The sequence below is a fragment of the Devosia sp. Z6_126 genome (assembly GCF_058133495.1).
Genome location: NZ_JBYUNO010000002.1, coordinates 1 through 21,779 on the forward strand (window position 1 = coordinate 1; position 21,779 = coordinate 21,779).

23 protein-coding genes and 1 pseudogene are annotated in these 21,779 nt (G+C 62.0%); 7 read left to right on the forward strand and 17 right to left on the reverse strand.

The genetic code is table 11. From position 1 onward, the window contains the following. Window positions 1-273: 273 nt before the first annotated feature. Window positions 274-636, reverse strand: coding sequence for a restriction endonuclease (locus AC3YOG_RS06820; protein ID WP_489934564.1), 363 nt, complete (start codon window positions 634-636; stop codon window positions 274-276). 100 nt (window positions 637-736) lie between these two features. On the opposite strand from AC3YOG_RS06820, the gene AC3YOG_RS06825 reads away from it, so the two are divergent. From AC3YOG_RS06825 to AC3YOG_RS06845, 5 genes are all read left to right on the forward strand, one after another. Then, entirely contained in the window at window positions 737-1,579 is an 843-nt protein-coding gene (locus AC3YOG_RS06825; protein ID WP_489934565.1) for a hypothetical protein, read from the forward strand. Then, window positions 1,579-2,112, forward strand: a complete 534-nt coding sequence (locus AC3YOG_RS06830; protein WP_489934566.1) for a hypothetical protein — start codon at window positions 1,579-1,581, stop codon at window positions 2,110-2,112. Before AC3YOG_RS06825 ends, AC3YOG_RS06830 begins: the two co-directional genes overlap by 1 nt. A 191-nt stretch (window positions 2,113-2,303) precedes the next feature. Beyond that, window positions 2,304-4,331 (forward strand): AAA family ATPase, encoded by a 2,028-nt coding sequence (locus tag AC3YOG_RS06835; protein WP_489934567.1) that lies wholly within the window; start codon window positions 2,304-2,306, stop codon window positions 4,329-4,331. After that, window positions 4,328-4,546, forward strand: a complete 219-nt coding sequence (locus tag AC3YOG_RS06840; protein WP_489934568.1) for a hypothetical protein — start codon at window positions 4,328-4,330, stop codon at window positions 4,544-4,546. Before AC3YOG_RS06835 ends, AC3YOG_RS06840 begins: the two co-directional genes overlap by 4 nt. Continuing rightward, window positions 4,534-4,851 (forward strand): DUF6634 family protein, encoded by a 318-nt coding sequence (locus AC3YOG_RS06845; RefSeq protein WP_489934569.1) that lies wholly within the window; start codon window positions 4,534-4,536, stop codon window positions 4,849-4,851. The genes AC3YOG_RS06840 and AC3YOG_RS06845 overlap by 13 nt, the downstream gene beginning before the upstream one ends. Before the next feature lie 80 nt (window positions 4,852-4,931). Here the strand turns inward: AC3YOG_RS06845 and AC3YOG_RS06850 are convergent, their stop codons facing one another. From AC3YOG_RS06850 to AC3YOG_RS06870, 5 genes and pseudogenes are all read right to left on the reverse strand, one after another. Next, window positions 4,932-5,924 carry an RES family NAD+ phosphorylase gene (locus AC3YOG_RS06850; RefSeq protein ID WP_489934570.1) on the reverse strand — a complete coding sequence of 331 codons (993 nt, stop codon included), beginning with the start codon at window positions 5,922-5,924 and terminating at the stop codon, window positions 4,932-4,934. After that, window positions 5,807-6,241 (reverse strand): hypothetical protein, encoded by a 435-nt coding sequence (locus AC3YOG_RS06855; protein ID WP_489934571.1) that lies wholly within the window; start codon window positions 6,239-6,241, stop codon window positions 5,807-5,809. Before AC3YOG_RS06855 ends, AC3YOG_RS06850 begins: the two co-directional genes overlap by 118 nt. A 171-nt stretch (window positions 6,242-6,412) precedes the next feature. Beyond that, window positions 6,413-6,721: a hypothetical protein gene (locus AC3YOG_RS06860; protein ID WP_489934572.1), complete on the reverse strand. Its 309-nt coding sequence runs from the start codon at window positions 6,719-6,721 to the stop codon at window positions 6,413-6,415. Between the two features lie 134 nt (window positions 6,722-6,855). Further along, window positions 6,856-8,055 (reverse strand): hypothetical protein, encoded by a 1,200-nt coding sequence (locus AC3YOG_RS06865; protein ID WP_489934573.1) that lies wholly within the window; start codon window positions 8,053-8,055, stop codon window positions 6,856-6,858. Beyond that, a pseudogene (locus tag AC3YOG_RS06870) lies at window positions 8,045-8,752 on the reverse strand (nucleoid-associated protein); the annotation flags it as partial. The pseudogene AC3YOG_RS06870 and the gene AC3YOG_RS06865, both read right to left, overlap by 11 nt. A gap of 249 nt (window positions 8,753-9,001) precedes the next feature. On the opposite strand from AC3YOG_RS06870, the gene AC3YOG_RS06875 reads away from it, so the two are divergent. Then, on the forward strand, window positions 9,002-9,556 hold the full coding sequence (locus AC3YOG_RS06875; RefSeq protein ID WP_489934574.1) for a TetR/AcrR family transcriptional regulator: 555 nt from the start codon (window positions 9,002-9,004) through the stop codon (window positions 9,554-9,556). Between the two features lie 30 nt (window positions 9,557-9,586). Here AC3YOG_RS06875 and AC3YOG_RS06880 read toward each other — a convergent pair whose 3' ends face one another. From AC3YOG_RS06880 to AC3YOG_RS06900, 5 genes are all read right to left on the reverse strand, one after another. Further along, complete coding sequence (locus AC3YOG_RS06880; RefSeq protein ID WP_489934575.1) at window positions 9,587-10,699, reverse strand: TniQ family protein; 1,113 nt, start codon at window positions 10,697-10,699, stop codon at window positions 9,587-9,589. Then, the gene (locus AC3YOG_RS06885; protein ID WP_489934576.1) at window positions 10,696-11,754 is read right to left on the reverse strand and encodes a TniB family NTP-binding protein; all 1,059 of its coding nucleotides are present in this window, start codon (window positions 11,752-11,754) and stop codon (window positions 10,696-10,698) included. The genes AC3YOG_RS06880 and AC3YOG_RS06885 overlap by 4 nt, the downstream gene beginning before the upstream one ends. Further along, on the reverse strand, window positions 11,751-14,093 hold the full coding sequence (locus AC3YOG_RS06890; RefSeq protein WP_489934577.1) for a TnsB C-terminal domain-containing protein: 2,343 nt from the start codon (window positions 14,091-14,093) through the stop codon (window positions 11,751-11,753). The genes AC3YOG_RS06885 and AC3YOG_RS06890 overlap by 4 nt, the downstream gene beginning before the upstream one ends. Continuing rightward, window positions 14,090-14,935 carry a hypothetical protein gene (locus AC3YOG_RS06895; protein WP_489934578.1) on the reverse strand — a complete coding sequence of 282 codons (846 nt, stop codon included), beginning with the start codon at window positions 14,933-14,935 and terminating at the stop codon, window positions 14,090-14,092. Before AC3YOG_RS06895 ends, AC3YOG_RS06890 begins: the two co-directional genes overlap by 4 nt. A 509-nt stretch (window positions 14,936-15,444) precedes the next feature. After that, window positions 15,445-16,083 (reverse strand): hypothetical protein, encoded by a 639-nt coding sequence (locus AC3YOG_RS06900; RefSeq protein WP_489934579.1) that lies wholly within the window; start codon window positions 16,081-16,083, stop codon window positions 15,445-15,447. A 160-nt stretch (window positions 16,084-16,243) separates the two neighbouring features. Between AC3YOG_RS06900 and AC3YOG_RS06905 the strand changes: the two genes are divergently transcribed. Then, a complete protein-coding gene (locus AC3YOG_RS06905; protein ID WP_489934580.1) occupies window positions 16,244-16,465 on the forward strand; it encodes a hypothetical protein in 222 nt (73 codons plus the stop codon). Window positions 16,466-16,767: 302 nt separating this feature from the next. On the opposite strand, the gene AC3YOG_RS06910 is transcribed toward AC3YOG_RS06905, so the two are convergent. The 6 genes from AC3YOG_RS06910 to AC3YOG_RS06935 form a co-directional block, all read right to left on the reverse strand. Continuing rightward, entirely contained in the window at window positions 16,768-17,664 is an 897-nt protein-coding gene (locus AC3YOG_RS06910; RefSeq protein ID WP_489934581.1) for a protein-L-isoaspartate O-methyltransferase family protein, read from the reverse strand. 268 nt (window positions 17,665-17,932) lie between these two features. Next, window positions 17,933-18,784 (reverse strand): MipA/OmpV family protein, encoded by an 852-nt coding sequence (locus tag AC3YOG_RS06915; protein WP_489934582.1) that lies wholly within the window; start codon window positions 18,782-18,784, stop codon window positions 17,933-17,935. 114 nt (window positions 18,785-18,898) lie between these two features. Next, window positions 18,899-20,296, reverse strand: a complete 1,398-nt coding sequence (locus AC3YOG_RS06920; protein ID WP_489934583.1) for an amidase — start codon at window positions 20,294-20,296, stop codon at window positions 18,899-18,901. 2 nt (window positions 20,297-20,298) lie between these two features. Then, a complete protein-coding gene (locus AC3YOG_RS06925; protein ID WP_489934584.1) occupies window positions 20,299-20,874 on the reverse strand; it encodes a nucleoside 2-deoxyribosyltransferase in 576 nt (191 codons plus the stop codon). A gap of 9 nt (window positions 20,875-20,883) precedes the next feature. Next, window positions 20,884-21,465 (reverse strand): AAA family ATPase, encoded by a 582-nt coding sequence (locus AC3YOG_RS06930; protein WP_489934585.1) that lies wholly within the window; start codon window positions 21,463-21,465, stop codon window positions 20,884-20,886. Between the two features lie 11 nt (window positions 21,466-21,476). Further along, window positions 21,477-21,779: a cupin domain-containing protein gene (locus AC3YOG_RS06935; protein WP_489934586.1), complete on the reverse strand. Its 303-nt coding sequence runs from the start codon at window positions 21,777-21,779 to the stop codon at window positions 21,477-21,479.

A 21,779-nucleotide genomic window follows, 5' to 3' on the forward strand; every position in this document is an offset into this window, starting at 1 on the left:
AACAGCGAGACCGATGGAACGGGTCCTGGCCAGCAGTTGATCAACATGGAAGAGCTGGTGAAAGTTCACGTTGATCAACCGGGGCGTCTTCACCCTGCCTGACTTCGCGCTACAGCGAGCGCAAGGAAGCGGCAGCCAAACTCGAGGAGCGGGTCGGCCTGAAGTCGTCTTAGATTACGAAGGCACGGTGATCCAAACGTCGAGCCCGCATCAGGAATGGCCGCTATCTGAACTTGCGGACTACAAACCGGACGGACTGTTTCCCACCCCGTTTCAGCCGTGTGGGGCGTCCTTTGAGGGATGGCAGCTTTTAGGAAAGCACAGAAGGGTCTGCTCGTCGCTCGGACCAACGGAACGCCCGGCGTGCACGGTATGCTTGCAGCTCACCAGCCAACGGACGACGTTCGTGCCTCCCGGCCCCAGCCGGTCTTCTTCGGCGATGATGTCCCTGCCGCCGTCGGTGCCCCGATCCGGCTCTTCGACGATCCTGAAGCCTTCGGCGAGAAGAAAATCGCGGGCGAAAAGCTCGAAACGGTCCCGATAGGGACCCGCTTGCGCCGTCGGAATCTCCTTGAAATCCAATGCTGCCATCATTTCCGTTCCAGCAACCGCGGGTGCCCCAACCACATGCCGCATTACGGCGAATCCTCCAACAACCCCGAAAGGATAGCGATTGCTAACCTTCGCCCGATATAGGCCTGGCATGGCATATAAAGCACAACCTCAAGATGAGGCCTTGCGGCAGGCAGTCCTGGGCGTACACGCTTCCCGGGTGAAGGCCTCCGGCTCCTTGTCGACATCAGACCGCGTCTCGAACTCGGGCTTGCAGTTCTGTCGTGCCCTAACCGACGAGCACGACAAGGAGCTCACTCTCGCGACACTACTCGCGGCCACATCCGAAGACGTCGACCGGTTCATCGGATCGCTCAAGCCGCCGGCGAGGCAAGGGTATCGCAGGGCGCTCGTCCTATTTTTCGACTGCCTGGTGGAACAAGGGCACGTGGAGTCGTCGGTTATGGACGGCGCCCGTGTCTGGCCAAGGGTTGCCCCCGCGCTGCGCGGCCCCCGTATGAGCGAGGAGCGTTGGGCGGCGCTGTTGAAAGTGTTCGACGGCTCGGACGGTCGATTTAGGGGATGGTCGGCGGCCGGGTACACGATGTTCCTGATCCTAATGCGGAACCTTGGTCTAAGCGCCGCGCGGATCGGCAAGATAACCGCCGGGATGGCTCGGTCCGGCATCATTCGGGAAGAGAACTGGCGTTCGGGTTCGGTTCGTGAGATCCCGATAGACCCCGAGAGCGCGCGGGCGATGTCCAACTACCTTTCCGCCCTTCCGATGGAACTCGACGACAAGGATCAACTCTTGCGGCAGAGCCAAAATTTCGCACCGGCGGTGGCGGGGTCCGTTTTCGCCGATATCAGGGTGCAGGCAGCGAAAGCAGGGGTCCCGTTCAAGGTTTCCGAGATACCCGAAAGTCGTATGGATTGGTCCGCTGACACCCCCGGTGCGATCGACGCCTTGTTCGCTTCATTCCGTCGGCTTCATCCGCGTTTCGGCAACTGGCAGGAGAGGCACTGATGGGCATCGTCCGGCCAAAATTCGACACCGCCTTCGTCCACGATTTTCTCGATCGTGTGGAGATGCTGGCGAAGACGCCGGCATTCTTTAGGGCCGAGGAACTGACGGCCATGCGTGCTTGGGCAGTGGCCGAGCTAGCGTTTTCGAGCGGGATTATGCCTAGGCGCTTGGCCGGCCTCCTGCCGTTCGATCGAGACATCGCCAGGTTAGCCATCAGGATTGACGGACGGTGGCTACCGATTACCGAAAAGGCCAACGCCGCCATAGACCTTTTTAGGAGCCATCTCGCCGCGCACCGCGGCAGCCCCGGCGAATTCCTGTTCAGTAGAACGGACGATCCTTCGCTCGCTGTGGTCGCGAAGAGCCTGGGGAGATCTTTCAGCTGGATCGGGAATCGTATCGGCATTCACGTCGCGCCTCAAGATTTGCTGAACGCGTTCCTGGTCGAAATGATGGAGCGGGGCATGTCGGCGCGCGAACTGGAGTATATCAGCGGCGTTCAGGCACATCGGATAGAATTCCGGCAACGCTGATACGGCTCTAACGGCCCGATCCGCATCGCGGACGTTGCCTTCGTCGGCGAAGTCACGGAGCGACTCCCCGGCGGCGCCACGCACCGTGTTGACATTCGTTCTTTATTTGTTCTTATATCGCCTCGCTCACGTAAGCAGCGCGTGACGTTTACCTGCCGGCATCAGACCGGCTCCCATAAGGAAACACCGCTATGAGCGACAATCAGACTTCTGCGGCGCAAGCCGCGGACCTGCTCGCCCGCGCCTATATCGATGCGCTGGCTGCATCCGAGAACGTCAAGACCAGACACATGGTCCGCGGATCCGATCAGAAGGATTCCGTGGCGAGCATTCTCGACGACCTTGAAGACGACGATGCCGACATCGACGGCCCCCGTTTGCGGGTCGACCTGGTGATGGCAGCCGTGCTGACCGCCAAGGCCGTCGCTGCTGAGAGCGGCCTTGCGAAGCGCTTGCGGAAGGAGGCGCCGATTGTCATTGTCGAGACCCATACTGCAGAAATGGTCCCGTTGGTCACGACGATCATCGAGGACTGCGCCGCGGCCGGAAACAAGCGCCGGTACGTCTTCGGTCGCGATGGTGGCGATCGCACCCATGGTCCTGAAAAAGGCAACGCGGACGTTCTCGATGCTCTCAATAGCCGCTTCGCAATCTGCGGGATCGCGCCCGATGCCCGCCGCTACCTTCCGGCCACGCTGCAGCGCACGGCCGAATACCGCCTGGTTCTGCCAACGGTAGACGACTGGGCCGTCAGATTGGTTCTCGAGGCGCTGACGGGCGAAGTCGTCACGGACCCTATCGATCCCGAGCTCGTTCGCGTCGTTGACATGAGCGACCTTTCCCTCTCTATCAGACCCGGGTTTTCCGCCGCCGAATGCCTGGCGCGCCTGGCCAAGCTCGTCGCGGAAAAGTCCGCTGATGCCGCCGACGGTCCGACCCTCGAACAACTTCATGGCTACGGAGAGGCCATGAGTTGGGCCCTCGACCTCGTACAGGACATGAAAGAGTACAAGGCCGGCGTGCTGCGCTGGGACCTGATGGACAACACGTCCGTCCTTCTCGAGGGGCCCCCGGGAACCGGCAAGACCAGTTTTGCGGCGGCCGTCGCGAAGACCGCGGGGGTACCCCTAATCAGCACGTCAGTCGCGGAGTGGAACGCGGCCAATTATCTCAGTGGGACATTGCAGAAAATCAGGGAAGCATTCGGCCGGGCCCGCAGGCAGGCGCCGTCCATCTTGTTGATCGACGAACTGGATGGCATTTCCGATCGATCCAGCCTCTCCGGTGACTACGTCGAATACTGGAGCCAAATCGTCAACTTCCTCCTCGAGCATCTGAGCGCCACTCAAGAGAACCGAGGCGTGGTCGTCATCGGGGCGACGAATTTCGCGCACCGGATCGACCCCGCCGTTCGACGCTCGGGCCGCCTTGACCGTCAGATCACGGTGTCGAGGCCGGGGCCTCACGATCTCGCGAAGATCTTTGGCCACTATTTGCATGGCACGGCCCTGCATGACGTAGATCTGATGCCGGCAGCCTTGGCGGCCCGTGGCAAGACCGGCGCGGACGTCGCGGCCTACGTCAAGCGCGCCCTGGCCAAGGCCCGCCGTGAACGGAGGGACCTTGTGATGCAGGACCTGCTCGATCAGATCCGGGAGGGCGAACCGCTGATGCTCCCGGCGGTCCGCCACAGGGTCGCCATCCACGAGGCCGGGCACGTGGTCGTCGGCCGCGCTCTCGGGGCTGGTGAGTTCGTTGCTGCCTCCATCACTCACTTCGGTGGCGAAGCGGCATTTTCCGAAGCCATTGATCCGTCTTCGACCCCGGCGCAGCTCGAAGATTTCATCTGCCTCATGCTCGGCGGTCGTGCGGCCGAGAGTATCGTCCTGGGCGATCGCGCGATTGGGTCCGGTCTCGAAGACAACTCCGATCTGGCGCGGGCGACTGCAGTAGCGCAGTTGATCGAAACGGCCGGGGGCGGCGCGGTCCGCAACGTCCGACTGCCCGAGGACTCCAAGACGCTCTTCGTGATCCCGGGTCTCCTCGACACTGTCAAAGCACGCCTCGACCGGGCCGAAGAGCGCGCCATCGCGATCCTCGAGGCGAACCGTTCTCTCCTCGACAGCGTCGCCGCGCGCTTGGAGGCGGAGGGTTTCCTTTCGGCCGCGGACGTCGAGGCGTTGGAGGTTTCGAGTGGAACCATGGAGGCGGCCAAATGAGGTTTGGGGATTTCGGACTGGACCACGGTGAGGACGCCGCTGAACTGGTTGACGCCATCGGCGCGCTCGAGCGAGATCTTGAGCTGGAGGAGGGGGCCCTGGTGCGGGAACTGGCCGCAATGCTGGGCCGCCGCCGGCGCTTCGAGCAGTTGCGGCGCGCCCATGACTTCCGTTTGGCCCCCCAGTTCGGAGGCGCGCGGCAATGGCGAGGCTAAGCAGGGAGATGGTGCTCGAGGGTCTGCAAGCGGCGGCCCGCATTCGCGAGGGGTGCTTGCCTAGCCCGGCAGAACTGGACGCGGCACCGCTGATAACGCTTTGGACCCTCGAACCCATCGGTGGTGGCCTCTCCAGGCTGGCCGGATTGGTCGTAGGACATCCGCGTCTCACGGACGGCCCTTGCTTTACCAGCGCGGTGCTGGCGATAGACCCGGGGCTGAAATGGGCGAGGACGGTCAGCCGGGTCTACGTGCTCGGCCCTTCGATCGTGGAAGCGTTGATCGAAAGATCAGGGTTCGACTGATCGGTGGCCCGGCCGCACCGCAAGTGCTGCCGGGCCTGTTAAACTCGGCGGCGTTCGCATTTGAGCGGCACGGGGTATGGCTACCGCGGCCAACGACTTTGGGTTGACCGGTGACGACGAACTCTCCGGGAGCCCGTCTTTATTTCTACCTTGCGGATGTGGTGCAGTACCACCGAGCCCTCCTTCAACCGTAAGGTAGCTGCTCGGGGGACGACGGTAGTCGACCACATGAGTGCGTCTATAATGTCATCGTCACGAACGGGTTCGTCACCAGTATCCTTCGGCCATAAGTCGTGGACATCGAGGGGAAAGGGCATATCCGCGTCGATATCGTTCGATGCGTAGGCGTTGAGCTTGGCACCCTCAGGCGTTCGAGAGTTTTCGACGGCCGCGGCCTTATGAAAAAGGACGACATTCATCGCGTCCCCGTTGGCCTGCACGGAGGGAAACAGGATACCGTCGAGGGGCGGATCGCGCTCCGTCGCCAGGAAATCGGCGATGGCCTGGGTCGGTAAATAGTCCGCGGAGCTGTCGGCAGGCATGATCGGCCGCGTTAGCTTTGCGTGCAGGGATTTGAGAAACATCGTGCGCTCGAGCTTACGCCCGTAATCGGGGTCAAAGATGCTTCCGCCTTCCGCTATCGACAGCAGGGCGTCGAGATCAAGCAGCCTGAGCGGGCGTATCAGTTCGAACGAAGCCACGAGCGCATACCCGCCTACCGGCGGCCTGATCTCGACCAGGGCCCCGTCGGGATCCGTCGATCCGTAAAATACCGAGACGCCCTGCGCGTTCATGCGCCCAGCACTGGCATTCTTGGGTGGCGGCCCGAGATGGACTTCGGGCCGTTTCAGCGCTTCGTTCACCGCAGCCGTCGATTGGAATTCGCGCGCGCGATAGAAGGAGGCGTGATCCGTTCCGGGGCCGGCGTCTACGAACAGGGGCTTGCCGTCTTCGGTTACCAGCGTTTCGATCCCGGCAAAGACGGATTTAAGGTGCTCCGCCCCCGCACGGTTGAAGAAGCGCGCCTCGGTCTTGAGGCTGTTCTCAAACTCGATCCAGTCCGCCTGCCACATGCCGCCGACACGTCCCGGATTTCGTAATAGGTGCCATCCGAAAATTCGGTCAGCTCTCCCATGGTCTGGGCTTCGAAATCTTCGTACTCGTCTTCAAGGATCACCCGAACGTCGTTCGCAATTTCGGGCTCGACCATGGCCGCCATGGCGATCGCCTCCTCTGCCGCCTCACGAGCAGGAAGGTACATTTCCGCAGGGACGTCATCCTCGTCGTCAAAAGCACCAGCAAAATTGAAGTTGTCCGAGGGCGCGTAGCTTCGCTGGTAGTGCTCGGCAAATCCGTCCCTCACCTTGTCGGCCAGGTCCCGGAGGGACATGGTCGGTGCAACGGACAACAGTATGAACACGGGTTGTCGGCGCTGACCGCATCGGTGAAGTCTTTCAGGTAGCCATCGCCCAAGCACTCTCGGCAAACGCGCTTCTGGCCCAGTTCCTCGATGTCCTCTGCCGTCATCATGTTCGCAAATTTCCGTGTGTTAGCACCGTAGCTAGGTACGGGAACTGGCCGTTTGCAAGGTCAAAACCGGCCTTGCCATTGCGTGTCGGCCATGTGCCGCGATGAAGAACTTCTTGTCGACCAATTCTACGAAGATCGGCGACCGTTGGGCGACGAGAAATTCGATCAGATGGAGCGCGATCGGAGCGAGCTTGTTGTTCAGCTTATTCGATTTCAGTTCGTCGTCGCCGCATCGATATGATCGTCTGACCCGGTCAAGTTCCGACGCGAGGAGTTCCGGATCTCCCACCCCCCACGCATGCCAGTGAAAAGTAGGGCTGGCCGGCGAAATCCAGCCCATCGGATGTCGCCAGATCCCCGCTATGACCGCTTTCGTCGAGGAAGTAGGTCGATACGGTATTGCTGACAATGTGTGCTTGCGACGCCTTCATCTGCACATCAAGCCACCGGTGGTCGCTTTTCTCCCGGTCAGCATCACGGCGTCGTCCCAGTCAGGCATGACCAAGCATCCACCGTCGTAAGGACCGCGTAGGCCCTCAAGGTGAAGGCGGCTCCGACGACGGACAAGGCAACGATCACGCCCAGGACGATCCGGTGCCACAGAATGCGGGCATCGAGAGCGTCGAAGTTCTTGGTGAAGAGCCCCTTGATCTCGCTGAATTCCGCATCGAGCCGCGCACGCTGCCCCTTGAGCTCGCTGGCTATGGCACCGAGCGTCATCCACTGGTTTATGCAGGAGGCGATCAGCAACGCCGCGAACAGACAGGCGCCGCCGGCGACGGCAAGGTTGGCGAGAAGTTCTGGGCCGCAGGCCGTTGGCACTTTGAGCTGCGTTGCGACGATGACGGAGGCGACCGGCAACCCGAGCAGCTGACCCTGGATATCGCCGAACGTCTTGTGTATCCGGCCCACGTATTCCGCTTGGTTCTTCTCCACCTCGCTTCTGATCTTGGTGTAGGAGAAGCTGGAGGCGAACAGACGGTAGCCTTCCTGGACCCGCTTCACCAGCTCGTCGACGTTCTGCATGAGATAGTGGAAGCGGCCGGCCACGCCTTGGCTCGAGACCATTTCCACTACGGCATCTGCCAGGATTCCGAGGCGTTGCTCCGAATGGACCTCGCCTTCGAAGGCCTTCTCGAGCAGATCCACCTGCGCGGCGTCGACGGAGCGAAGATCCTTCAAGGTGAAGCGTACCGGCACCTCGACGCGATTGTCGGCGAAATAGACCAGTTTGCCTTGCTGCGGGTCGGCGAACAGGGCGGATGCCGAAAGCAGCTTCACCAGTTTCATCGTCGACCGACACCGGAGCAACGTCTCGGTCGGAGGTTGTGTCTCGCCGTGTGTGCCGTCCGATCGGATGAAGAATGCCGAAGGCTCGCGCATCCGCGACAGCGACGAGCCGAGCAACGCGTCCCAATCCTTGACCAGGAGACCCAGGCTGCGATGGGGAGATCCGATGCGGACCTCCACTACGGACCCGACCGTCAACGGCGTTCTGTCGTCCGCCAACGCGATGTCGGCCTCGTGATAGGCGCGGTCGGACGTTTCGACCAGCCTGAGCGCGTTGGCAATGCCGTCGCCCGCTATAGTCGGATTGGCGACCTGATCATCGACCCAGACCGAATTCCGGTAAACCTCCAGAAGGTCCGGCCAGGTGATGACGTCATTCGCCATCCGAATTCTCCGCCAACAACTCGTCGCGCAGGTCGTCGGGTACGTCGAAGAGTATGATCGAATTCGTGTCGGGGTCGTACCGGACCTTGTCCGCGTTCAAGGCGTCGCGTTCGAACTCAACCGTCCAGTTGGACGTCTTTTTCTTGAATGACACAAAGCCGCGCAATGCCCGGCGGTCCGCGACGAAAGCGTCGCTCAAGCCCCTGTCGGGGTCGGCCAGGACTTCGACGAGCGCATCCGGGTTTTCGGGGTGCAACTCGTTGGCCAAGGTCGTGAAGCTCAGCGGTTTGTCGGCCTTGGAGTCGCGTGCGCAGATATCGAACGCCCGGGCCATGAATTGGGCGCGTTCGGCCGGTTGGAACGGCTGGTTGTCGGCGAAGTGCTTGATGGCCTTGACCATGTTGGAGGTATCGGCTCGGCTGGCAACCGTCGTGTCGCATCCGAGGAACGTCATGAAGTATTCGGAGACGTTGCCCTTGCCCTTGAGGAAGCTGACGTATCGTTCCTCGTTGTTGGCCCAGCCTTCGAGGCTCACGCGTCCGGCGAAACGATAACCGTCGACATCCAGGTGCGTCACGTCCTCGAGGTCGGCATCGGCGGTCAAGGCAGCGCTGATCTTGTCCGTGACGATGGCAACCAGAATGTATTGGCGATCATCGCGCTGGAAATGAGCGAAGAAGACGTGCCCGCCTTCGGACGCGGCCTTTCCCTGCGTCCTTCGATGATTTCGGCCGTGCGGTTAATCTGGCAAGCGACGCGTGACTTCTACAATGCCAACGTAACGTTACCGTTCGACGCTCGAAGCGGGGTGCGGTCGCGGTTCAGGAAGCGTGCACGTCGTGCAGGAACGCATGTCATGCAAGAATGCATATCATGCAAGTTTGCATGACATGCAGCATTCGTTAATCCGGGTCAGATAATCCTTCGGCGAGTATCGGGGGTATCGATGGCTGGGTTGCGCGAACGGAACGCGGCAAGGACTCGACAAAGGATTATCGAAGCTGCCGACGCCGAATTCGGCGAGAACGGTTTTCAGGCGACGACGATGCAGGCCATCGCCGACCGTGCCGGCGTCGCCCTACGCACGCTCTACAATGTCTTCCCGCGGAAGACGCAGCTCTACCTGCATGATTTCGGCTTCCATATCGCCATCCTGCAGGCGGCGCGGTCCGCTCCAGCTACGGTGTCGGTCCTGGAGGCGGTAGCGGAGCATCTGGCGCCGGGCGGGTCGAAAACCGACAGCACGGCGCATATCACCGTCCAGGCCTTCGATCTCCTCCTCTGGGAGCGGCTCGAAGAGGAACTGGCGATCATCATTCGACAGAGGCTCGATCGACGTCGCGATCTGCTGGAGGCGCGCCTCGAGGCCGCCTTGGTGGTCCTGATGGTCAAATCGCTGACCTGGCCGCAATACGGCGCCGCGGTCATGAAATCCGGGTTGGAGCGGCAGGCCTGGCTGACACAGCTGACACGGTCGTTCGAGGCGGTTACGACGGTGTAGGGAGGAGCTGGTCGGCGGGGCCGAAGATCGCTACAGCGGGCGGACTGCCCGCACGACCCGGGTCAGACGCCAAAGGATGTCGACGGGGATAAACAGGTCGTCGCCGGCTTGGTGACAGGACGAGAGCCACCCGTTGTCGTGCAGGATGCCGATCAATGCGTCGATGGCCAATCCGGTCGCGGCCAGGCAATGGTCCGTGTGCCGATAGTCGGTATGCCACAGGTCGGAGATCGGGTAACCGGCGGCCTTGGCCAAACGGCGCATGATCAACGCGTTCAGGGGGCCGGCGCCGGGAAGGTGCAATGCCGACAGGCCTGCGATGAAGCCCAAGGCGGTGATGGGCTCCCGCGGCGCGGGGAGCCCGCCCGCCTTTACGAATCCGCGGACCACATCGACGAGATCGTCCGGCTCGTCTGCACGATGCAACCAGGCGAACCCCAATTCGCCCCAGCGGATAAGGTCCGCTTCTTGGGCCGGACGATGCGCCAGACGGGCGAAGCCGCGTTCCGTGAGTTCCCCGAAGGCGCGGCAGACTTCTATGCACGCCTCCACGGGAAGATCATCCAGGATGGGGGAAGATGATGGAGCGTGGCGTCCCAGGCGCCCGAGCGCGTAGTGTTGAAGCGGGAGCACTCGCGGTTTCCCGGCTTTCCGCGGCACCGGAAAATCCGTCGGGACCGGGCAGACATCGCAGAGCGCGAGGTGGCGATCACCCCACGTCAACGGCTGACCGCAGTCGCAGGATTTCGTCAGTGGCCCGTGCTCGGGACAATCGGAGATGAAGTCGAGCTCCCATTCGAAGTGCGCGACGGCCGAAGAGGCGAGACAATGCCGACAAACGCGCCTGTCGACCTTACTGGTGTTCGTCAGCGCGAACCTGTTTCCGTCGATATCGACCTGCCTCTTGTCCCAAGTTCCGGCCAATACCGAGAATTGGTCCGGTGCCAAGCCCAGACATGCCGCGTTGACGTCCTGCTGCAAGTGCAATTGCAGCTGCGATTGTCTCAGGCCGATCCGCCCCAGGAAGTGCCGAAGCGACGGCCACCCGTTCTCCATGCATGCCCTGATCGCGTAACCGCGTACGGTCTCTGTAGGCAAGGGCGGTATCACGAATACCGGTACGAGCTTCTTCCGTTTCGTCATGGTGACACGCCCGCCTCGTCGTCCCCGACGTTCGCGTCCGGAACGACGAAGGGGTTGAGCTCGTCATCCAGATCGAGTTCGTAGGTACACACGTCCTTGAATACGTCACGGTCCAGGCACCGGATGTCGCGGTGTATGGCGTAGTCCGTCGCCTCCATCAGCAAGGTCTTGGCAACGCCGACCACGCCCCGGCTGTACTTCCACAGGGGCTCCGCGACATCCCTGCAGGTGAGATCGCTGGGCTCGTCGAACGGGAGTTGCACTTCCATGGCGCGAAGGAACTCGATGAACTCGGCCGTCGCGACATCGCTCTTCTCGCCTTCCCAAACAGGCTCGGGAAGTGGCCTGAATATGTGACGCTTCGTGACCAGGTCAGCCACCTGTCCGTCGAAATTGAGGACGTCCAGCGTACCTTCGATGCCCACGCAGGCGAGTTGCGCATGCCCGCTTTTGCACAATGCCTTGATCACGTTGACCGCACCGTTCCGGTGGGCACCGACGACTTTGCCGATCTCCTGCATTTCGTCGAAAATGATCAGGCGAGCGTCCGACTTGCGGACAGCGGCGGTGAAGAACGCCGTGACGTCGTTCAAGTTACCCGCCTGCATGTCCCTGACGTTGAAGTCGGGTAGATCCGCGGCGCCCCGGGTCAACGCACGGGCAACGTGCTTGACGAGGGCCTTGATCGTGGGGTTGGCCTGGATATGGATCCGCACCACCGGATGCGTCAGCTTCCCGTCGGGGGCCCGTATCGTGACGTAGCTAACGTCCGGCATGGCGTCGAAGTCGTCCACGCCCTTCTTCACGTTCTCGGTATAGCCTCCCAGCTCTTGGGCCTTGAGGAGCATGAAGACCTTCTGCGCGGTCGTCTTTCCCGCATGGGTCGGCGCCTGGGCGGCATAGATATTGCCCTGCGTGGACGAGGCGGCGCGTCGAAACATGCTTTCGAGACCGTTCACCAGCCGCGTCGTGATGTCGAGGGCCGCCATCGCATGGCCGATCTGGTGGGATCGCTCGAATGCGGACATGGAGGAATAGGGCGGCTTCTCGGTCACAACTTGAACGCTTTCGGTAGGGGTTTGATCGTCGGATTGACTTCGGGTTGCCGACCGGACTTGCGTTCGGGCGGCGGGGCGGAATTAGGGGTTGCAAGGGCCACCTGGACGGGCAGCCTCGCGTTCGGATCCGGCTCGTCGGGCAGGAACCCGCCGGTGACGGGCAGGGAGGGCACGGCCGGCTCCCGCTCACCCAGTTCGAGCGCCTTCTGGACCGCGCGCGTGCCCGGCCCGGGCACGGCGTAAGCACCGCCCCGCTCGCCCAGCTTCTGGAACTCGTGCCCGACGGTCGGGTCGTGACCGAGGAACTCCCCGGACGCGCTGGCTTCCGGATCGATCTTGGGCACAGCAAGGTTGGCGCCCGGCTTGACCAGCGGCGCGGTGATTTTCCTCTGGCGACGGGGCTTGCCGCGGCGCAAGTCGTTGGCCAACGCCTGGTTCAGATGGCCGTCCCGGGCCTTTTCGGCCTGTTTCTTGGTGGACTTGGAACGTCGGGCCGCGCGGTGACGGGCCAATGCCTTGTCATACGTGAGCCCGAGCCCGGCGAAGTCGCCCTGCAGGTAGGCTTCGACATGGCCGGCACCGGTCAGCTCGCCGACTTTGATGACGTCCTGACCGAATTTCGGCACGAACACGATCACGTCGACATTCTCGCCGGCATCGAAGAACATCCTCAATAGTGCCGGTGACCGGTATCGCAGGCCGTTGAGCGAGATGCCCTTGTTGGTGAGCTTGGCCGGCATTGCCTGGCCGGGGAAAAGCCCCGGGGCCGGCGGCATCTTCCACGCCATCGCATGGTCCATCAGGCGGGTGAACCTGTTGATGCGGATTTCGCCGGTACCGGGTTGCTGCCGCTGATTGTAGTAATCGACGATATAGGCGACGGCCCCTTCGAGCGCCTGCTGCTCGGTACATTCCGGCACGGCCCGATCGGCATCGCGCTCCATGATGTTGGCGCCGGTGAACCCGGGTTGACTGACGACATGCTCGCGCATGTAGTCACCGAGCGACTTCTCGACCGCGCCCTTCAACTGACCGCTCGCGGCGGGCATGTCGTCGATCTCGAAACCGACCTTCATCGCCATGCCGGCCAGGGCCGCCCCGCGATGCGTGCTGAAGCGATCCAGCACCAGGACGTCGGGCGCGCCGTACACCGGCCAGTCGTTGACGAACTTGTACTCGAACGACGCCAGGTAGTCCTCCTTCGGCAGCGCGGACATCCGGAAGCCTTCGTGGATGGTGAACCAGGATGTCGGCTCGAAACTGTAGTGAAAGCCAGTGATAGCCCCACTGCAGACGTCCTTGAAGAGCGTGATTTCCATCCTCTTGGGCTTGCCGTCCACGCGGACGATCAGCTCGTCGACCGGGGTGGAGTCGGCCTCGACGCGCTGGAGCGGGAGATCGACGATAGGGCCTTCTTCGATACCGGATGCCAGCCGATTGGCCTCCTTGCGGGTCGTCTTGTACATCGTGCGCTCGTGGTAATTCCGACGGGCGAAGCGATTGCGGACGAGGTTGACGCCGATGCTGCGGTGCTGGTCGACATGGGTAAGGGGATGCAGTCGCGTGCCCTGTGCTTGCAAGAACTCGTTGATCAGGACGACGACGGGGTGCCGTTCGAAACCCGCGGGGCCCAACTTCTCGAGCATGAGCAGGGCGAAGGGGCGCTCTCTCCAATTCCCGTCATCCATGAGGGTGGAGACGAGGTCCTCGGCGATGCTCTGCACTATCGAGAGGCTCTCCTTCTTGTTGATGCGCGAAGTGATGAACTCCGTGATCAGACCTTCGACGAGCTGTATCACCGGGGCGTAGCTGTCCCTGTCGAAGGGCCGCCGGTTTCCTTTCAGATGCGCCAGGTCCAGCAGCGCGGCCGGGTTCTTCAGGCCGGCGATCCAAAGGGGGTCCCAATGTCGCCTGATGCGCTGGGCCGAAGGCAATTCCGCCTCGTCTCCCAAGACCAGCTTCACCTTCTCGATGACCTGCTGGATGACGGCTTCCTCGCGACGCTTCACCGGACCATAGCCGTCCAGCTCCCGGCAGACCGCGGCGCGGGATTCAGCCCGGCGTCTGAGCGTGGCATCGAACAGGTTCCATTCGGCACCGAGCACTTCGCGAATTCGCGACGGCAACTGCTGGTGGATGCGATCGGGCACGATATCCCAATGGCGTACGAGCGCTTGGAGCTCGTGACGGGTCAGGCTGTAATCCTTGTCCGACCCGTCACGGCGAAATACCCTGAGGTTGGTCGACGGATGGACCTCGACGATGGTGCATCGGCGCCGTTTGATCCAAACCACGCAGCCCGGTGCCAGATCCATTTCCGTGACGACTTGTTTCATTCCGCGGCGCGCAGATTCACGAAGGTGGTTTCGGGTACGAAGAACGAGCTGGCATCGAGACGGATGTCGCCGCGGCGGTCGAGGCAGCAGGCCACGGCCATCGTCGCGCCCCTGTATTCGCCCAGTTCCGCGGCGAACTCGCGGATCGTCATCGATCCGGGCAGGTGCGCGAGACGTGCGGTCGCCGCGGACAGCACTCCCGGGGGAATATGGGCCGAAAGGCCGCGGCGCATGGCCTTGGCGTTATGCAGACGCGGTTCGATCCTGATTTCGATCTCGGTGTAGAGCTGGAAATCCATGTTCTTGCGCTCGGCTGCCACCGCCATCGCCGCGAGGCGCTGCTGCATGTAGAGGGCTTCGTCCCTGAACTTTACGGGATCGGGGTGAACCACATGGGCCGGCTTGCACTCGACGACGAGATCGCGGCGACCGCGGCGGCGGATCCACATGTCGGGATACCACTTCTCGGTGCGGCCGCCGACGTCCAGCTCGAGGAGGCCCGGTTGTGCCACGGCGGCCACGACATCGTCGCGGACGATATAGTCGAAGACGACCCAGAAATCGCGCTCGATCAGGGACTCGAAAGCCTTCGTGGCGTTCTGCAGGCCGAACATGGGGACGATACCGGTGAAGTTCCCGCTCCCGGCCGTGCGGACGATACGCGCCTCTGACCCGCGAATGGATTCATGTTTGCGATTTTGCCGTTCCAGGATCTGGCCCGCGAAGGGGTAGGGGGCCTCCTCCGGGGTCGACACGCCCGACATCAGGCGTTCGGCCGTCGGCGACGGGCTGTGTTTCTCGGGGAGAGGCGACGGCGATCGGGAGGGCTGGTACTTCTTCATTTTCTCGGGGCGAGTTTCATCGTTCGCGCCCCGGATCCGTGCTCGTCCTTGACATATGCCAGGTGTCGATGCAGCATCCTTGAGCGCGTGAGGTGTTGTTTGCACAACAAGCGAATATCGACCGGCTTTGATCACACACTCGGCGGTCGACCGATTGGGCATCCTTTGGCGAGGATGCCCTTTTCGTTTTGCGGGCTGGGCTTCGCGTTATCCTTTTTTCATCTTGAGAAAATTGTCCGTCGGATTCTGGAAAAGGAAAAGCGGAAACTTGCGTTTCGGCTTGACTTTCTGAGATGCGGTCTCGGGAAAAAGCAGAGTCAGCTCAAGCGCTTAGCCTGATTTCTTGACTCGACTAGTTACCGCGGGGCAAGGTTAAGCCCCGGAGATGATTGATGTTTTTCCTTGGCGTTCTCAGGTCGATCGAAGGCGCCGGACCTAGACTCAGGTCACGGTAAATCCTTAAAATTCTATCTACTTTCGATGCCGGAGCGGTGCCGCGGAATCGGCTTCTACGACGGTCCGACGAGGATTTCGCGGAGTCTGAGGCGTGGATTCGATTGGAGTTTTGATTCGAAATCACGTCCCGGGCGCAGCCGGGTACCCCCGTTCAGACCGCTCGCGAGGTCTCCTTCCAGCACCCCTTGCGCGATCATTGCCATGAGCTGATCGAGGGGATCGATGCGAGCCGCATCCAACCGTGCGAGCAGTACCCTGGCCTCGACACCTTCGCGACGAGCCGATGCCGCCTCGAGTGTCGTGTATCTAGCGACGGGATCCACGGCAAGACGTTTCCTGGACCATATCGCACGACCGGTCGACCACAGCGGTTCCATCTTCAAAGCGGTGCGGTCAATCCAGAGTAGGGGGAGGCCATCGACCTCGCGCGTAAGAGAGCGATTGGAAGGACCGCCGATGAGACAAGCGTATCGGCGTCCTATTATGGAGACGCAGAAACCGAACTCGACTTCCTGGGGCCAGTGCTCCTTGGACAACGGAGCCAATTGGTCCACTACCGGGTCCAAGGCCGCCTGGATCAACGCGTCGCGCTGCCACCGGCGAGGGTAGTGGATGGGCGCGCCGCTCTTGAAGCAGGTGAACCCGGGATATCGTCGAAAATCATCTAGGGCCTGATAGCTTTCAAAACTCATTTAATAGCATCGCGGAACATCTTCACCTGGGCAGCGAAGGCCGCCTGCATCAGCCTTGGGCACATCTAAGCCCATCGACTTGTCGACAGTCAATAGAAAGCTAGAAATCTAGCTTTCTAAACTGACGGGTATGCGCCGGCATTGGCGTTTCCCAGACTAAGTGACCGCTTTCGATTGCCTGGCGAGCATGGTACGAACCGCCATGCGCTCAAAGCCTGAACCGTCTTCAAGCAGTGAACGTCCCGACGGACGTCGGCCTTTGCTCGTCTATCTCGACCCCAAGATCATCCAAGCGCTCAAGATCGAGGCGCTGGAGAAAGACACACATGTCTATCTTCTGATGGAAGAGATCTTGAAGGCGCGCAGCGCGCACCAGAATTAGCCCACAATCCTAACCGGTTTCCAGGACGAAGGATTTCGCCGTAAGGCGGTCGCCTTATGCGGTCGAATCCTTCGCTCAGGATGTCGATTTATGGCGTCTAATGCGCCTTGCGAATATCCGGGCGATGCTGGCTATCGGGGTAGGTTGCCGGCTTATGATGTCAAAAACAGCTCACATCAGTAGCTACAGTCTCCCGCACATCCGCAATTCGCATAACATATATTATGGAACTGCGATGTGTCTGAAGGACAGCAAGATGCATGCGTTATCGACGGTCAGCAGTGTCGGCTGGCAGACGCCCGTCATCTCGCACTGCCTTCTGGCCCTAAGCCCTGCGCAACGCCTCCATAACAAAGCGCCCACCCAGCCCCAACGTGCCAGCACCCGGCCGGGTCCACTTCCTGGTGCCAGGCCAGGCTTCGTACGAGCTCCACGCCACCGTCCTTGAATGCCTGGACGAGACCGGGGTCTGGCGTGCCGGCCGCGCCTTCCGCGAAGATAAAGCTGACCGGGCTGATAATGCTTGCAGGATGCAACCCGCTTGCCTTTTCGACCCGTAGCACCACACCTTGAGCAAACCTGGCGCCATTTGGCTTGGCCGGGCTTGCGACCCCGAGCGGGAATACCAGGCGTCCGCCCATCTTGAGGCGGTCGATCCATGGCTCGGCAGGCCGCTCCACCGCGAAGTTGACATAAACGCCTTCAACGTCCTCCCGAGGCCAATTGCCCCCATCACCGGTGATGACCTCGACATTGGGCCGATCAGCGAGGTGGCTGTGCGCTTGCTGGGCGAGGTAGTGATCAAATTCCACGGCAACAACGCGGCCCGTTGCTCCCACCAGTTCAGCAAGGATCGCGCTGTAATAGCCTGTTCCAGCACCGATATGGGCGACGGTGTCCCCAAGCTTGGGAGCCAAGGCGTCGAGCATGCTGGCATGCAAAGACGGGCTACCGTTATTGATGCCTCGCTCTTCGTCGAGGGCAATCAGCACATCCTGATACACATAGACCGGGTCGTTGGCTGGCAGGCGAACAAAGCCCTGAGCCCGTTTGACGATATACCAGGGGTCGCTCCCCAGAAAACGCTCTCGTGGCACAGCGGCAAAAGCCGCTTCGAGCCTCTCGTTGCGGGCGCCCAGAAGCGCTGTCACCTGCCGGGCGTAGCCACGCCGCACGATCTCCAGGTCAGTGGTGCTCAAAATCAGCCCCGCTCCGTTCCGCCTCCGTCTTTCCGAGACTAGAGCGACCGCGGGCAGATGACCAGAACGTACGCCGCAACATGTCTTATGTTGGCACGCCTTACTCCGCTGGTCGGAGCCGGATCAGGCTTTCCTGACGTGGGCTTCATCGGGCGGTAGCGAGCACCCTGCCCTTATGGCGGCACGCGCCTGGATAGGCAGGTCTGATGGACCTAGTGCCTGTTGCGCTGGTGCGACGGCGATGAATTCCCCCATCTTGGTCTGGCACCTAATAGTTGAACGAAAATCGTCTGGACAAGCCAACGCCAACAACGAACTGGTTTTCGGTACCCAGTTGCACGACTGGAGAGTCGGCAGCATCGGCAACCAGCCTGCTATATTCGGCACTCGCATTGAAAAAAGTATCCGGGATAAATTCGTACCGCGCGGCCAATTTGACGCCAACCGCCGTTACACCCGCATCAGGATCATACGCGTCCAAACGCCCGCCACTCGCAATGGCTTCTGGCGCCGTCACGCCGAAATAGGTGTCCACATAGTCCTCGCCCGCCATGCTCGCGTATACGCCGCCCACAACCTCAAGCTGCGGTGTCAGGCGAGCCGTCGCATCCAGTCCCACTTCCCCGACGAGCCCTTCCGCACCGCCAAAGGCGTAGCGTGCCTGCCCATATAGCTCTGTACTGAGCACGTCGCTGAAGATGAATTCGTAGCCAACTCGGCCGCCCACCTCGTAGGTCGTATCGACGTCGTCCAGTCCCAGGAGCTGCTCGTGGTCTGAACTGATCCGTTCCCCTTGCACTGCAAAGGATGGGCCGAACCGCAAACCGCCGGCGGACTTTTCCCCGCCGATATCGATGAGCCCGGGGATATTGAGACGCTCGACGCGAATGATTGGGTTGACCGTCATGCCGTACTCGGTCGAGCCCGGATAGATTGGGGCAGTGCCGACACCCAGGCCGAACTCGAAAATCAGGTCAGGTTTGCTCGCTTCGATCGCCACGAGCTCGGTTGCGGCGGCACCGAAGGAATCGAAGTCGGCCGCCTGGGCGACGGTTGGCGAAAGAACAAGGGCGCAGAGCAATGCCTTGCGCTTCAAGCGGCTTGTGAAGTCGTGTCGCACTTGTTCCACCTTGTCTAGGATCCTGCCTTCATCGCACCGGCGAATCAATGCCTTGCTTGAAGCTCGAGCACAATACTGCTCATATCTTGCATCAACCTTTCACAAACGCGGTTTTTACCGACATTGCGCGGCGGCCAGCAGTCCTGCGATGGAGATCGTGGTGCGATCTTCCAAATAAGGCCCGATGATCTGGATGCCGGTGGGCCGGCCGTCACGCATGCGCCCTATCGGCATCACCGTGGCCGGCAGCGCCGCGCCATTTCCCAGGGCGGTCCAGGCCACGCTGTCGCCCCGCTCCATGGCAACGCCATCCACCAACACGCTCGGCGCCGCGGCTTCCGCTTCCCCCAGCGCCGCCACCGACATGGGCGGGCAGATCAGCGCATCCCAATCGCGAAATACCTCGTGCCAGGCCCAGCGCAGCTTCACCCGCGCTTCATTGGCCTCGATCCACTCGGCATGGCTCGCCACCATGCCGCCGATGCGCCACGCCGCCATACTCCCAGGATCAAGCCCCCGGAGTTCTTCGCGTGCCGCCGCCAGCTGTTCCGCCGTCTGCCCCAGCGCCACCGCGCCCCCAAGCAGCCGCAGATAAATCTGCGTCGCCTCCTCCACATCGGGCATCACGCCCTCGGCGCGCCGCACCTTCGCCCCTGCCCGCCCGAGCAGTTCCGCCGCCAGCGCCACCCCTGCCCGCACTTCGGGGTCGGTGGGCACCATCGGATGCTCCTCCAGCACCAGGACCCGCAACTCGCTTAGTTTCTCCACCCTTGGCGGCGGCAGCGTCAGCGTATATCCCACTGCCTCATCGGCATCGGGCCCCGCCATGACCGTGAGCCCCAACTCAAGATCCCGCGCGCTCCGCGCCAGTGGCCCCGGACAGGAAAGGTCGAACCGCGCCTTGCGCCCAGCCAGCGCATGCCCGCGCAAGGGGATCAGCCCCATGCTCGCCACATGCCCCCAAGTGCCGCAAAACTGCGCCGGCCCGCGGATGGAGCCCCCCAGGTCCGAGCCGATATCAAGCGGCACATAGCCTGCCGCCACCGCCGCGGCCGCCCCCGAAGACGAACCGCCCGGCGACAACCCGGCCCCCACCGGATTGCCCGTCCGGCCATAAACCGGGTTCTCGGCATTCCAGCCATCTAGCCCCTCGGACACATTGGTTTTCCCGAGGATCACCGCGCCGGCGGCGCGCAGCCGGGCCACCGCTACCGCGTCCTCGCGCGCCACCGCGCCGCGAAAAGCCTCCAACCCCCAGCTTGTGGGCAAGCCTTCCACATCAAAGCTTTCCTTGATGGTGATCGGGACGCCCAGCAGCGGCAGTTGCTCACCCGCCGCCAAGCGCCGGTCCGCCTCTCCCGCGGCCAGGCGCGCCCGCTCAAAGTCGCGCACCACCACCGCATTGAGCGCCCCATCGCCCGCCTCGATGGAGGCAATGCTCTCCTCCACCAGCTCCACCGCCGATACGCGACCCGCCTGGAGCGCGGCGCTCAGCGCTGTGGCATCGCTCACCATCACCCGGCCGTCGCGAAAAAGCGCTTGGCGGCCGCCAGGCACGCCTCAAACACGCTGAGATCGCCAAAGGGCAGCACCGTGCCTGCCGGCGGCCGCGCCACCAGCCCGCCGCGCAGATGCATGCCCCCATCCAGCATCAGATTGTCGGACATGGCGTGGTCTTCCACCATTTGCCCGTCCGGCCCTCGCGTCACCCCCTTGGCATCGGGTGCCACCTTGCCGCCGTAAAAAGCCTCGGCGGCTCGCTGCCCATAAAACCGGCTGTCATTGGTGTAGCCAAAAGCGGGCTTGCCTTGCGCGCACATGAAGCCGATTTCATAGGCCGTGCCCACATCGGCGCTGATGCCCCGGAACGGGGTCATGTTGGCGATAATGAAGTCGCTGTCGCTCATCACCGCTTCATTGCCCCGGGCGATGAACACCCCAATCTCGAACTTGTCGCTGGGCCAGTCCCGCTCTTCGTTCCAGACCTGGGGCACAAAGCCATAGCTGCGGGTCAGCTCGCGTTTGGCCGCAGTGATTGCTGCCCCGTCCGGAAAAAACACCTCGGGGCCGGCTAGGTAAACCGTTTTCATGTCGCGCCCTCAGGACAGCTCGCCCGCCGCAATGGCCGCCATGATGCGGTCGCGATAGGAGGTGTCGCCGGTTTCGACCCGGTTCTCGACGCGCGACGCTTCAGTCAGGAAATGCTCGTAGCCGCGGCCCATTTCCCAGCCGCGCTTGGTATGCATGTCGATGGCGAAGTCGGGCACTTCGGGCGCCTTGTTGCGCACAACGTTTTCCAGCCGCGCGAAATTGACCATGTCGTCGGTGGTGCGGTCCTTGGGGCTTTCCGCAATCAGCCGGATGGCATGGGCGGCAAATAGAAACCTGTCGCCGATCGGACGCGGATAGCGCTGATGGGTGCGATAAAGCGTATCCACCAGCACCGGCAGGTTCAGATTGCCCGCCCCCACATCCTCCACTGCGATCACGCACAAGCGCGACCACAGCATTTCCTCCATCTCGGGGCTGGTCACATACATCTCATAGGCCAGCAGGAGTGCCGTCTCAGCCATGCCGCGCCGGAGGCATTTTTGCAGGCCCGAAATCACCTCATCGGCTGGGATGCCGTGCTGGGTTTTGACATTCTGCCAAGGGTCGGGCGGCAGGGTAACTTTGGACATAGCACGCAAACCTATTTCAGTTCGATTTCAACGAATTCGACAGGGCGGTCGGAAAGGTTAACCACGTTGTGCTCGGCCCCTAAGACTCGCCCATAGCTTTCCCCCACCTGGTAGGCGACCTCGCGCCGGCTGCCATCGAGTTCAACGATGGTCAGCGTTCCAGCCAGTGTGGGCACAACAACATAGTCATGGCCATGCTTGTGCCAGCCGGTCTCCGATCCCGGCGCAAAGTGGTAGCGGGTGGCCCTGACCCGCTCATTGTCCACCTGCACCGTGGCGATGGCGGGGATGAGATGTTCGAGATCTTCGTTCAT